The 12,826-nt window shown below is 75.6% G+C and carries 9 protein-coding genes; all 9 read right to left on the reverse strand.

All coding sequences use genetic code 11. From position 1 onward, the window contains the following. Positions 1-76 precede the first annotated feature (76 nt). Entirely contained in the window at positions 77-967 is an 891-nt protein-coding gene (locus tag HF519_RS17710; protein ID WP_169414075.1) for a cell division protein FtsQ/DivIB, read from the reverse strand. Next, a complete protein-coding gene (gene murC / locus HF519_RS17715; protein ID WP_169414076.1) occupies positions 964-2,409 on the reverse strand; it encodes a UDP-N-acetylmuramate--L-alanine ligase in 1,446 nt (481 codons plus the stop codon). The genes HF519_RS17710 and murC overlap by 4 nt, the downstream gene beginning before the upstream one ends. Continuing rightward, the gene (locus tag HF519_RS17720; protein ID WP_169414077.1) at positions 2,406-3,485 is read right to left on the reverse strand and encodes a UDP-N-acetylglucosamine--N-acetylmuramyl-(pentapeptide) pyrophosphoryl-undecaprenol N-acetylglucosamine transferase; all 1,080 of its coding nucleotides are present in this window, start codon (positions 3,483-3,485) and stop codon (positions 2,406-2,408) included. Before HF519_RS17720 ends, murC begins: the two co-directional genes overlap by 4 nt. Then, positions 3,482-4,831 (reverse strand): putative lipid II flippase FtsW, encoded by a 1,350-nt coding sequence (ftsW, locus tag HF519_RS17725; RefSeq protein WP_169414078.1) that lies wholly within the window; start codon positions 4,829-4,831, stop codon positions 3,482-3,484. Before ftsW ends, HF519_RS17720 begins: the two co-directional genes overlap by 4 nt. Next, positions 4,828-6,243, reverse strand: coding sequence for a UDP-N-acetylmuramoyl-L-alanine--D-glutamate ligase (murD, locus tag HF519_RS17730; RefSeq protein WP_169414079.1), 1,416 nt, complete (start codon positions 6,241-6,243; stop codon positions 4,828-4,830). Before murD ends, ftsW begins: the two co-directional genes overlap by 4 nt. 54 nt (positions 6,244-6,297) lie before the next feature. Next, entirely contained in the window at positions 6,298-7,368 is a 1,071-nt protein-coding gene (mraY, locus tag HF519_RS17735; protein WP_169414080.1) for a phospho-N-acetylmuramoyl-pentapeptide-transferase, read from the reverse strand. Further along, the gene (locus HF519_RS17740) at positions 7,365-8,819 is read right to left on the reverse strand and encodes a UDP-N-acetylmuramoyl-tripeptide--D-alanyl-D-alanine ligase (protein WP_169414081.1); all 1,455 of its coding nucleotides are present in this window, start codon (positions 8,817-8,819) and stop codon (positions 7,365-7,367) included. Before HF519_RS17740 ends, mraY begins: the two co-directional genes overlap by 4 nt. A 31-nt stretch (positions 8,820-8,850) precedes the next feature. Continuing rightward, on the reverse strand, positions 8,851-10,359 hold the full coding sequence (locus tag HF519_RS17745; protein WP_169414082.1) for a UDP-N-acetylmuramoyl-L-alanyl-D-glutamate--2,6-diaminopimelate ligase: 1,509 nt from the start codon (positions 10,357-10,359) through the stop codon (positions 8,851-8,853). Between the two features lie 457 nt (positions 10,360-10,816). Then, positions 10,817-12,664 (reverse strand): peptidoglycan D,D-transpeptidase FtsI family protein, encoded by a 1,848-nt coding sequence (locus HF519_RS17750; protein ID WP_169414083.1) that lies wholly within the window; start codon positions 12,662-12,664, stop codon positions 10,817-10,819. Positions 12,665-12,826: the final 162 nt, after the last annotated feature.

The following is a 12,826-nucleotide window of genomic DNA, read 5'->3' on the forward strand; positions in this document are numbered from 1 at the left end:
GGCGCGCCGCGCGCGGGCAACCCTCCAAGTGGGGGTTGTCCAGCGGTGAGACCGTTCCGTGATCGAGGCGACACGATCAGCGACGGACGGTGGGCAGCTCCGGGCTCGCGACATCGTAGACCGCGCCCTCCTGGGTCAGGAGCGGCACGAGCACCGCGGCCTTGCGGTCCGACCGATCGGGTGATCCCCACCGGACCCGACGACCGTCGGTCAGGCCGAGCTCCAGCGACGGGGACCCCCCGGCCACCACCGGACCCGTCACGTCGATGGTCTGCACCTGGGACCGCACCGGCTCCGGCAGCGCGGCCAGGACGTCCAGCGCGGCGGTCGTCCCCGGATCGTCCGGGCCCACGGAGCCGACGCCGAGGCGCGGCAGCTGCGGGGGGACCTCCGGCGCGGGCCGGAACGCGACCCCGGTGTCGTCGACGAGGAAGAGACCCTGCGCCGTGCCGGCCAGCGCCACCGCGACCCGCTCGGTGACCGCGATCGCGACGGTGTGCGGCCAGTTGCGGGAGACGTCGACACGCGCCACCCCGGGCAGCGCGGCGACCCGGTCGGCCACCGCGACCACGTCCACCGCGGCCAGCGGCGAGCCCGGCTCGACCGCGGCGGCCGCCAGCACGTCCGGCACCGGGAGGGTCAGCGCGCCGGTCACCTCGACCTGCTCGACATCGGCCAGGCCGCTGTCGTAGAGCAGCACCCGCACCGTCACGCCCATCCCGGCCAGCAGGACCACGACGACGGCGAGCAGCGCCAGCCGGCGCCGGCGCAGATGGTGCGGCGCGGGACCGGGACGGCGCGGCGGCCTGCGCCCGGCCGTGGTCTCGCCGCCAGCACGGGCCCGGCCGGCCGCGGCCGCCCTGCCCCGGGCCCGCTTCGCCGCGTCCCCGGCCTCGCCGCGGGCCGGGCGGCGCCGGACCGTCCGGGCCGTGCGGGACGCGGTCGAACGCGGCGACGGGCGGATCACCCGGTGCTCCCCGCCCGCCGTTCCAGCTCGAGCAGCACCTCGGGACCGAGCACGGTGACGTCCCCGGCCCCCATCGTGAGCACCAGGTCACCAGGCCGCGCCAGACCGGCGACCACCCGAGGCACCTCCGACCAGCTCGGCACGTGGTGCACCCGGTCCGCCGGGAGCGCGACCGCGTCGGTGACCAGCGCGGCCGTGACCCCGGGTTCGGGATCCTCGCGGGCACCGTAGATGTCGAGCACCACCACCTCGTCGGCCAGCGCGAGGGCCTGCCCGAACTCCGCGGCGAACGTGCGGGTCCGGGAGTACAGGTGCGGCTGGAACGCGACGATGACCCGGCCGACCCGGCCGCCCTGCCCGGCGGCGGCGGACACCTCGCGGGCCGCCCGCAGGGTCGCGGCGACCTCGGTGGGGTGGTGGGCGTAGTCGTCGTAGACCGCCACCCCCGCCGCCCGGCCCTTGTACTCGAAGCGCCTGCGGACCCCGTCGAACGCGGCCAGGCCGGCCAGCAGCCCGTCGACCGGGGCGCCCAGCTCGACGCCGGCCAGGAAGGCGCCCAGGGCGTTGAGCGCCATGTGCTCGCCGGGCACCGACAGCCGTACCGCGAGCTCCACACCACGGTGCCGGGCCCGGACGCGGGCACCGGGGCCCTCCGGCCGGAAGTCCAGCAGCGCCGCGTCCGCGTCGGCGGTGGCGCCGCGGCCGTACCGGCGGACTGTGAGCCCGCGCTCCTCGGCGTACCGGGCCAGGGTCTCCGCACCCGGGTCGTCGGCGCAGCTGATGAGGATGCCGCCGGGTTCGATCCGGCCGACGAACGCCTCGAACACCCTCCGGTAGGCCTGCTCGTCGCCGTGGTGGTCGAGGTGGTCGGGTTCGACGTTGGTGACGATCGCGATCCGCGGGGAGAACGCGGTGAACGAGCCGTCGCTCTCGTCGGCCTCGACGACGAACACGTCACCACCGCCGTGGTGCGCCCCGGCCCCGGACGCCGCCAGGTCACCACCGATCGCGAACGACGGGTCGACCCCGCAGTGCTGCAGGGCGACGGTGAGCATCGAGGTCGTCGACGTCTTGCCGTGGGTGCCCGCGACCGCCGCCACCCTGCGCCCGGTGGTCAGTGCGGCGAGCGCGTCGGCGCGGTGCACGACGGTCAGTCCGCGCGTCCGGGCGGCGGCCAGCTCCGGGTTGGTCTCGCGGATCGCGGTGGACACCACCACGGTCGGCGGCCCGTCCAGCAGCTCCAGGTGGCCGGCGTCGTGTCCGACCTCCACCCGGGCACCCAGCGCCCGCAGCGCGAGCACGGCACGGGAGTCCTTGGCGTCGGAGCCGGACACCGCGATGCCGCGGGCCAGCAGGATGCGGGCGATCCCGCTCATCCCGGCGCCGCCGATCCCGATCAGGTGAACCCGTTCACCGAGCACGCTCGCTCCGGTGGCGGTCATCGGGCCAGCACCTCGAAGACCAGGCGGGCGAGCCGCTCGTCGGCGTCGGCGTGCCCGGACGCCCGGGCGGCGGCGCCCATCGCGGCCAGCCGGCCGTGATCGGTGAGCAGCGGCAGCAGCTCGGCCAGCGCCCGCTCGCCGGTCAGCTCGGCGTCGGGCACGAGCACCCCCCCGCCCGCCGCGATCACCGGCTCCGCGTTGAGCGCCTGCTCGCCGTTGCCGTGCGGCAGCGGGACGTACACCGCCGGCAGCCCGACGGCCGTCACCTCCGCAACGGTCGTCATCCCGCAGCGGCCGAGGACGGCGTCGGCCGCGGCGTAGGCGAGGTCCATCCGGTCGATGTAGGGCAGCGGGACATAGCCGGGCGCCGGGGCCGCGGCGGTGCCGGTCCGCCCGTGCGCGTGCAGCACCGCGACGCGGGCGTCGACGAACCCGGGCAGGGCCGCGGCGATCGCGGTGTTGAGCGTGCGGGCGCCCTGCGAGCCGCCGAAGACGAGCAGCACCGGGCCGTCCGCGGGCAGTCCGAAGTGCGCTCGGGCCTGCGCCCGCAGCGCCGCCCGGTCCAGCCCGGTGATGGCCCGTCGCAGCGGCATCCCGACCACCTGCTCGCCGGGCAGCCCGCTGCCGGGCACCGCGGTCGCGACGGCCGCGGCGAACCGCGCCCCGACCTTGTTCGCCAGCCCGGCACGGGCGTTCGCCTCGTGCACCACGATCGGGGCGCGGCCACGCGCACCGAGGTAGGCCGGCAGGGCGACGTACCCACCGAACCCGACGACGACGTCGGCGCCGGTCTTGTCGAGCACCTCACGGACCCGGGAGACGGCGGCGCGGACCCGCCCGGGCAGCCGTAGCAGGTCGCCACTGGGCCTGCGTGGCAGCGGCACCGGCGGGATCAGTTCGAGTGGGTAGCCACGGGCCGGGATGAGCTGGGTGTCGAGCCCGCGCTCGGTGCCGAGCGCGGTGACCTCGGCGTGCGGGTGCAGCCTGCGGACGGCGTCGGCGAAGGCCAGCGCGGGTTCGATGTGCCCGGCGCTGCCCCCGCCCGCGACGACGACGGACAGCTTCGACGGGCTCACCGGCGCACCGCCCCGCGCTGGGCCGGCGGCCGGACGACCGGCGCCCGGTAGGGCTCCGGCGGGGGCAGGCGCAGCAGCCGGGCCAGCTTTCCCTGGCCCTGAGCCTGGAGCACGGCGACCGCCTCCGGCTCGTGCCGGGCGGCGTTGGCGAGGATGCCGAACGCGAACATGGTGACCACCAGCGAGGTGCCTCCGGACGAGATCAGGGGCAGCTGCAGCCCGGTCACCGGCAGCAGGCCCACGACGTACCCGATGTTGATCGCCGCCTGGGCGGCGAGCCAGACGGTGAGCGTGGCACAGACGATTCGCAGCCACGGATCGGTGTTGCGGGTGGCGATCCGCAGGCCGGTGTAGGCCAGGGTCGCGAACAGCGCGAGCACCGCGAACGCGCCGACGAAGCCGAGCTCCTCGCCGATGATCGCGAAGATGAAGTCGTTGTGGGCGTTGGGCAGGTAGCTCCACTTGGCCCGGCCCTGGCCCAGCCCGACGCCGAGCAACCCGCCGTCGGCGAGCGAGTAGAGGGCCTGGGTGGCCTGGTAGGCCGGACCCAGCGGATCGGAGGTGTCCGGGGAGAGGAACGCGGTGATCCGGGCCTGCCGGTACCCGGCCGTCAGGCCCAGGATCAGGGCACCGGCCATGGCCCCCGCGGTGAGGCCGGCCAGCAGCTTCATCGACGCGCCCGCGAAGAACAGCAGCGCGATGAGCACGATGCCGAGCGAGATCGTCATGCCCAGGTCGGGCTGGAGCACGATCAGGGTGGCCAGCACCAGGGCGATGGGCACCACCGGCGACAGCGCGTGCCGCCAGCGGTGCATCACCGCCCGCCGGGCGGCCAGGACGTGCGCGCCCCACAGGGCGAGCGCCACCTTGGCCGGCTCGCCGGGCTGGAACGCGAACGAGCCGAGCGTGAACCAGGCCCGCGAGCCGCCGCGCACCGTCCCGACCCCCGGGATGAGCACGAGCGCGAGCAGCACGGTGCACAGCACCAGGCACACCGGGGCGAGCCGGCGCAGGGTGCGCGGCGGGATCCGCAGCCCGACCCAGAACACGACGAGCCCCACCGCGCAGAACATCACCTGGCGGGTGAAGACCGAGTAGGACGACCCGCCCGCGGCGAACGCCTCCACCGCCGACGCGGACAGCACCATCACCAGCCCGAACGACGTCAGCAAACCGAACACGGCGAGGACGAGGTGCAGCGAGGTCAGCGGGCGGCGCAGCCACTGCGCCAGTGCCGTGGCCGCGCGACCGACCGCGACGCGCAGGCCGGAGAGCGGGGCGGGGGCGCCGGAGCGGGGGCCCCGGACCGGCCGGGCCCCGCCACGCCGGGTCGGGGCCGGGCTCATCCGAGAGCCTCCGCCGCGGATCCCGTGCGAGCGGCCAGTTCCGCGACCGCCGTGGCGAACGCCTCGCCACGGTGGGCGTAGTCGCGGAACTGGTCCATCGACGCGGCGGCCGGGGCGAGGAGCACCACATCACCCGGTCGGGCGAGCGCGGCGGCGCGGCGCACGGCGGTCGTCATGGGGTCATCGTCACCTGTGGTCACCTCGGCGACGGGGACGTCGGGGGCGTGTCGCGCCAGTGCTGCGACGATCTCCGCCCGGTCGGTGCCGATCACCACGGCGGCGGCCAGCCGGTCGGCGTGCCGGGCGACGAGGTCGTCGACCGAGGCCCCCTTCAGCAGCCCCCCGACGATCCACACGATCCCGGCCCCCGCCTGGGCGGCGAGCGACGCGTCGGCGGCGTGCGGGTTGGTCGCCTTGGAGTCGTCGACGTAGCGCACTCCGGCCACCGTGCCGACCGGTGCGGCGCGGTGCGGGCCCGGCCGGAAACCCGCCAGGCCGTCGCGGACGGCGTCCGCCGAGACGCCGTGCGCGCGGGCCAACGCGGCGGCGGCGAGGGCGTCGGTGAGGCCGGGCGGGCCGGCGGGGCTCACCCGGGCGGCGTCGATCAGCGGGACCGGGCCGTCACCGAAGGCACGGTCGACGAGCGTCCCGCCGACGATGCCGAGCTGGTCGGGGCCGGGTTCGCCGAGCGTCACCCCGACCCGGTGCGACGCCGGCGAGGCGGCCAGCAGCGCCGCCGCGGCCGGGTCGTCGACACCGGCGACCGCGACCGGGCCGGTGAGCGCCGCGGCCTTGGCCGCGGCGTAGGCGGGCATGCCGCCGTGCCAGTCCAGGTGGTCCTCGGCGATGTTGAGCACGCAGCCGGCCGCCGGCCGGACCGACGGCGACCAGTGCAGCTGGAAGCTGGACAGCTCCACCGCGAGCACCCGGTGGCCCGCGCAGACCGCGCTGACCACGGGGTAGCCGATGTTGCCGCAGGCCACGGCGTCGAGCCCGGCGGCGCGCAGGATCGCGGCGAGCATCCCGACGGTCGTGGTCTTGCCGTTCGTGCCGGTGACGGCGAGCCACACGGGGGGCTCGGGTCGGGCGGCTCCCAGCCGCCACGCCAGCTCCGGCTCGCCGACCAGTTCGATCCCGGCCGCCGCGGCCGCCGCCACCAGCGGGTGGTCCGGACGACGGCCCGGGCTCGTCACGATCAGCGAGGTGCCGTCGGGGATCCCGCCGTCACCCGGCTCGGCGCCGGCGGGCAGCTCGGCCAGGCTCGCGGGGTTGTCGTCGGTCACCGTGACCCGGGCGCCGGCCGCGACCAGCGCCTCCGCGGCGGCCAGCCCGGAGATGCCGGCGCCGGCCACCAGGACCCGCCGACCGGCCAGCTCATCACTCACGCCAGATCCCTCAGTTCCCTCGCCCATGCCTGCCCACCATCCCCACGAGCGCGTCATGACTCCACGACGCGGCGGGTGGCATCACAGGCCCGCGGAGGCGGTGAGCCACTCGCTGTAGAAGATGCCCAGCCCGAGGGCGGCGCAGACGGCGGCGAGCAACCAGAACCGGATGATCACCGTGGTCTCCGCCCACCCGGCCAGTTCGAAATGGTGGTGGAACGGTGCCATCCGGAACAGCCGTCTGCGCGTCGTGCGGAACACGACGATCTGCAGCGCGACCGACAGCGCCTCGACCACGAACACCCCGCCGATCACCACGAGCAGCAGCTCGGTGTGGGTGACCATGGACAACCCGGCGATCAGACCGCCGAGCGCGAGCGAGCCGGTGTCGCCCATGAAGATGCGGGCCGGCGCCGCGTTCCACCACAGGAACCCGATGCAGCCACCCATCGCCGCGGCCGCCACGACGGCCACGTCGAGCGGGTCACGCACCTCGTAGCAACCGGCCGCCGAGGCCAGCGCGCAGCTGTTGCGGAACTGCCAGAACCCGATGATCACGTAGGTGGCGAGCACCATCGCCGAGGTACCGGCCGCGAGCCCGTCCAGGCCGTCGGTGAGGTTCACCGCGTTCGACCACGCCGACACGACCAGGTAGCAGAACAGCACGAAGCCGACCGCACCGAAGGACAGCACCGCGATCTCGCGGACGAACGACAGCTTGTCCGAGGCCGGGGTCAGGTTCCGCTCGTTGGCGAACCGCAGCGCCAGCACCGCGAACACGACCGCCGTGAGCAACTGCCCGACGAGCTTGGAGGTCTTGTTCAGCCCCAGGTTGCGCTGCCGGCGGATCTTGATGAAGTCGTCGATGAAGCCGACGATGCCGAGTGCGGTGGTCAGGAACAGCACCAGCAGCGCCGAGGCCGTCACCGGTTCGCCCACGAGCACGTGCGCGGCCGCGTAGCCGACCCAGATCGACAGCAGGATCGCGACCCCGCCCATGGTGGGGGTGCCGCGCTTGCTCTTGTGGCTGGCCGGGCCGTCGGCGCGGATCTCCTGGCCGAATCCCTGCCGGGCGAAGAACCGGATCAGGTACGGGGTCAGCAGGATGGACACCGCCAGCGCGACACCGGCGGCGATGAAGACGGCTCTCACCGGGACACCAGCTCCGTGCTCGAATCGTCGCGGGGGTGCAGCAGGTCGGCGGCGATCCGGTCCAGGCCGACCGCGCGGGACGCCTTGACCAGCACCACGTCGCCGGGGCGCAGCTCCGCGCGCAGCAGCTCGACCGCCGCGTCGACGTCACCGACGTGCTCTGCCGCCGAGCCGTACTCGGTGTGGTCGACGGCGACGAGGCGGTCGACACCCAGTTCGGCGGCGGCGGCGGCGACCTCGACGTGCGCGGCCGCGGCCTGCTCCCCCAGCTCGGCCATCCGGCCCAGCACGGCCCAGGTGCGGCGCCCGCTCCCGCCCGGTGGACCGGCCCCGATCGCGACCAGCGCCTGCAGCGCGGCCCGCATCGACTCCGGGTTGGCGTTGTACGCGTCGTTGACCACGGTCACCCCGTCACGGCGTTCGGTGACCTCCATCCGCCAGCGCGAGACCGGCCGGCTGGCCGACAGCGCCGCGGCCACCTCCGCCGGCGTCGCTCCCAGCTCGAGTCCGACCGCGGCGGCGGCCAGCGCGTTTCCGACGTGGTGGGCGCCGACGAGCTGCAACGCGACGGCGGCCTCCCCTACCGGGGTGACCAGCCGAAACCGCGGGCGGCCCCCGTCCAGGGTCACGTCCTCGGCGCGGACGGCCGCCTCGGGGGCCTGCCCGACGGTGACGACGCGGGCGGTGGTGCGGCCGGCCATCGCGGCGACGGCCGGGTCATCGGCGTTGAGCACCGCGACCCCACCCCGGGCCGCCGCGGGCAGCGCCTCGACGAGCTCGCCCTTGGCCCGGGCGACGGCCTCCTGCGAGCCGAACTCGCCGAGGTGCGCACGTCCGACGTTGAGCACGACGCCGATCCGTGGCGGGGCGATCGCGCTCAGGGCGGTGATGTGCCCGGCGCCGCGGGCGGACAGCTCGAGTACCAGGTGCCGGGTGGCCGCGTCGGCCCGCAGCACGGTCCAGGGGTGGCCCAGCTCGTTGTTGAACGACCCGGGCGGGGCCACCGTGGGGCCGAGGGGGCCGAGCACCGCGGCGAGGAGGTCCTTGGTCGAGGTCTTGCCGGAGCTGCCGGTCACCCCGACGACGGTCAGGTCCCCGAGGGTGTCCACGACGTGCCGGGCCAGCCGGGCCAGCGCGGCGAGCACAGCGGCACCGGCGCCCGCGGGGTCGAACTCGGCCAGGTAGGTTCCGGCGGCCTGCTCCGCCGGCGGGACGATCACCGCGGGGGCGTCGACCTCCCGGCCCGCGAGCACTCCGGCCGCACCGGCCGCGACCGCGGCGGCCGCGAAGTCGTGCCCGTCCACGCGCTCGCCGGGCAGCGCGAGGAACAACCCGCCCGGCCCCACCGCGCGGGAGTCGAACTCCACCGCCGTGACCAGTTCCTCACCGGACGCCCGGTGCAACCGGCCACCGGTCACGGCGGCGATCTCGGCCAGCCGCATCTCGATCATTCAGTACTTCCGATCCTGCTCGGGTCGCTCGTCACGAGGCGCCCCCGCCGGCCGCGACGATCGCGGCCACCAGCTCGTCGACATCGTTGAAGGGGTGCTTGACGCCGTTGATCTCCTGGCCGGTCTCGTGGCCCTTGCCGGCCACGACCACCGCGTCGCCCGGCTTGGCCATCGCCACCGCAGCGGCGATCGCGGCCCGCCGGTCGCCGATCTCCAGCAGGTCGCCGCGACGCGGCTCGGCCTCCGCACCGGCCCGCATCGCCTTGCGGATCGCGGCCGGCTCCTCGCTCCGCGGGTTGTCGTCGGTGATCACCAGCAGCTCCGAGCGGGCCGCGGCGACCGAGCCCATCACCGGGCGCTTGCCGGCGTCGCGGTCGCCGCCGCAGCCCAGCACGACCAGCAGCCGGCCCTCGACCTGGCGCCGCAACGCGTCGAGCAGGGCGGCCACCGCGGCGGGCTTGTGCGCGTAGTCGACGATCGCGAGAAACGGCTGCCCGGCCTCGACACGCTGCATCCGGCCCGGGACGGTCAGCTCGGCGAAGCGCTCCGCCGCCACCGCGGCGGGCACCCCCACCGCATCCAGGCAGGCCAGCGCGACGAGCGCGTTGCCGACGTTGAACGCCCCCGGGAGACGCAGCCGGACCGGGACCATCACACCGTCGGGGGGCACGGCACCGAAGTGCTGGGTGCCGTCGGGATCGGTCTCGACGTCCACGGCCCGCCAGTCGGCCACGCCGGTGGTCGAGACGGTGACCGCCCCGGGCGTGCGCGCGGCCAGCCGGCGGCCCCACTCGTCGTCGACGCAGACGACGTGGTGGCGGGCCCGGCCGTCGAACAGGCGCGCCTTGGCCTCGAAGTAGTCGTCCAGGTCGGCGTGGAAGTCGAGGTGGTCCTGGGACAGGTTGGTGAACGCGCCGACGGCGAAGCGGGTGCCGGCCACCCGGCCGAGCGCGAGCGCGTGGCTGGAGACCTCCATGGCCACGTCGGTGACCCCGGCCTCGGCCATCCTCGCGAACAGCGCCTGCAGGTCCGGGGCCTCGGGGGTGGTGAAGGTGCTGGGCAGGCTCTCGCCGTCCGGGCCGTGCACCCGGGTCTGCACGGTGCCCAGCAGCCCGGGGGTCCGCCCCCCGGCGGCGAGCCCGGCCTCGAGCAGGTGCGCGACGGTGGTCTTGCCGCTGGTCCCCGTCACCCCGATCACGTCGAGACGCGCCGTGGGGTCCCCGTAGACGTGCGCCGCGACGGTGCCGAGCACGTCGCGCGGGTGGGGGTGGACGAGCAGCGGGACGCCGGCGAGCGCCGGGCGGGCCGCCCCGTCCGGGTCGGTGAGCACGGCCGCGGCCCCGGCCGACAGCGCGAGCGTGGCGAAGTCGGCCCCGTGCGCGCGGGCCCCGGGAAGCGCCGCGAACAGGTCGCCGGGGCGCACCTCGGCCGCGCGCAGGGTGACCCCGGAGACGGGGCGGGACGACGCGGGGTCGGCTGACGGCGGGCGGAACTCGGCGCCCGCCGCGGCGGCCAGCACGGCCGGTTCGAGTGACCGCACGTGCGCCGGCCGCGGGGGCGCGGTGGCTCCGTCCGGGACGGATGAGCAGGCGGGCGACACGTCGGGGAAGGCTACCGGCGTCCCGGATCCGGCCTGCGCCGCACCGGCGTCGCGAACCACGTCTGCCGGTGGGTCCCACCACCCGCCGCAGGCAGCCCACCGGTGGTCGTCGACCCGCGCCGGGCCGGTTCGCGGGGGCGCGCCGGGGCCCGGCCGGTGACCGCGGCGCCCGCGCCGGTGATCGACACCCGGACGGTGGGCGCCGCACGGAGCCCTGTCCGCGCCGCCGCGGCGCCCGTCCCGGGGGCTGTGCGGCCGGTCGGCGCCGAGGGCCCACCAGTGGCCGCGCCGGCCGTCGTCAGTGCCGGGAGCCGGGCCGGAAGCCGGGCCGGGAGGCCCCGCGCAGCCGCCCGCACGATCGGTGGTGCCCTGCGGGTGCACGTCGGGGCCGATGCCGTCAGGGAGCGACGAGTGTCTGCACCAGTGGCGGTTCGGTGCTCACCGGGATCTGCTCGCGCTGGGCCAGGTAGCTCGCGATGTCGTGGAACAGCGGCGCCGCACTGGTGCCACCCTGGGGCGCGTCGAGCATGATCCCGATGACGTACCGCGGATCCTGCGCCGGCAGCATCCCGGCGAACGTGATCCAGTAGGTCGACTTCGCGTAACACCCGCAGGACGGGTCGACCTGCTGCGCGGTCCCCGTCTTGCCGCTCACCTGGTACCCGGGGACGGCGGCCGCCGGCCCCGTGCCCCGCTGCCCGCGGGCGTCCTGGGTCACCGCCGTCAGCATGGTGCGCAGCTTCTGGGCGGTCTCCGGCGAGATGACGCGCACCGGCTCCGGCGCGGGCGACGGTGTCCGCGCCCCGTCCGGGCCGATCGTGGCGGAGACGATCCGGGGCGGGATCCGCACGCCGTCGTTGGCCACGGCCTGGTACATCCCGGCCATCTGCAGCACCGTCATCGACAGACCCTGGCCGATGGGCAGGTTGCCGAAGGTCGACCCGGACCAGGACTCCCGTGCCGGCACCCGCCCGGCGCTCTCCCCGGGCAGCCCGACGCCCGTCCGCTGTCCCAGCCCGAAGCGGGTCAGCATGTCGGCGAACCGGTCCTCCCCGACCTTCTGCGCCATCATGATCGTCCCGACGTTCGACGACTTCGCCAGCACACCGGTCAGCGTGTAGTTCTCGACCCCGTGCTTCCAGGCGTCGTTGACCGTGCGGTCCGCGACCTTGATGCTGCCGGGGACCGCCAGCACGTCCTCCGGGTTCGCCAGCCCGTACTCCAACGCCGCCGCCATCGTGACGATCTTGTTGACGGAGCCGGGCTCGAACGGGTTGGACACCGCGGCGTTGCCCAGAAGTTTGTTGTCCGCGCCCGCGAGGTTGCTCGGGTCGAACGTCGCACCGTTGGCCAGCGCGAGGACCTCACCGGTCGCGGCGTCCAGCACCACCGCCGAGCCGCCCTTGGCCCCGGTCCTGGTCACGTAGTCACCGAGTTGGCGCTGCACCGAGTACTGCAGGTCGGAGTCCAGCGTCAGCTGCACGTCCGAGCCGGGGGTCGCGGGGCGTTCGGCGCGGATACTGCCGGGGATCACCGTGGAGCTGCCCTCGGCGGTGTCCACGATCTGCATGCCGTCGGTACCCGCCAGCACGTTGTCCTGCGAGCTCTCCAGCCCGATCAACCCGCTCAGCTTCTGGTCCGTGCTGTTCCAGGAGGCGGCGCCGATGACGTTGGCCGCGAGCGTCCCACCGGGGTACTGGCGCGACTCGCGCTTCTCCTCGGCGATCTCCGGGAACCGCTCCCGGATCGCGCGGGCCACGTCGGGGTCGGCGAGCGGCGCGAGCACGACATAACCGCGATCGCTGTTCAGCGACGCGAGCAGGGCGTTGCGGTCCGCCCCGGTGCGCTCGGCGACGGCGGCGGCCATGTCGGCCTTGTACGCCGCCGCCCCCTCCCGTTTGACGGAGTTGATCAGACGCGGGTTGGTCACCAGGGCCCGGGCCTCGGTGCTGAAGGCGAGCGGGTTGCCCGCGCGATCGAGTATCGAACCGCGCTCGGCCGCGATGACGATCTTGCTGGTGCGCTGCTTCGCGGAGTTCGCGGTCAGCTCGGCGGACTGCACGGTCTGCACCGCGACGAGCTTGAGCCCGCTCAGCGCAAGCGCGACGACCAGCACGATGCGGCCGATCTTCATCCGGCGCGCGAGGTCGCCGGTGCGTGCGCCGGGGCGGCGCGGCACAGGCCGGCGCGACGGTGAGTTGCGCGCCGCACCGGCCGGCCGGGACCGGGGCGGAGCTGCCGGCATCAGCCTGCTCCGCCTGCGACCGGGTCGGCCTGACCTGCGGAAACGCCCGGCGCGGCGGGAGCCGGGGCTCCGGCCTGACCGGCGGTGGCCGGGGCATCCGGGGCCGGGGCGGCGCCCGCGTCACCGGCCGGCGCGGCGGCATCCGCGGGCGGGGCCGCGGGG

The organism is Pseudonocardia bannensis (genome assembly GCF_012911875.1).
In the GTDB taxonomy this organism is placed as follows: domain Bacteria; phylum Actinomycetota; class Actinomycetes; order Mycobacteriales; family Pseudonocardiaceae; genus Pseudonocardia; species Pseudonocardia bannensis.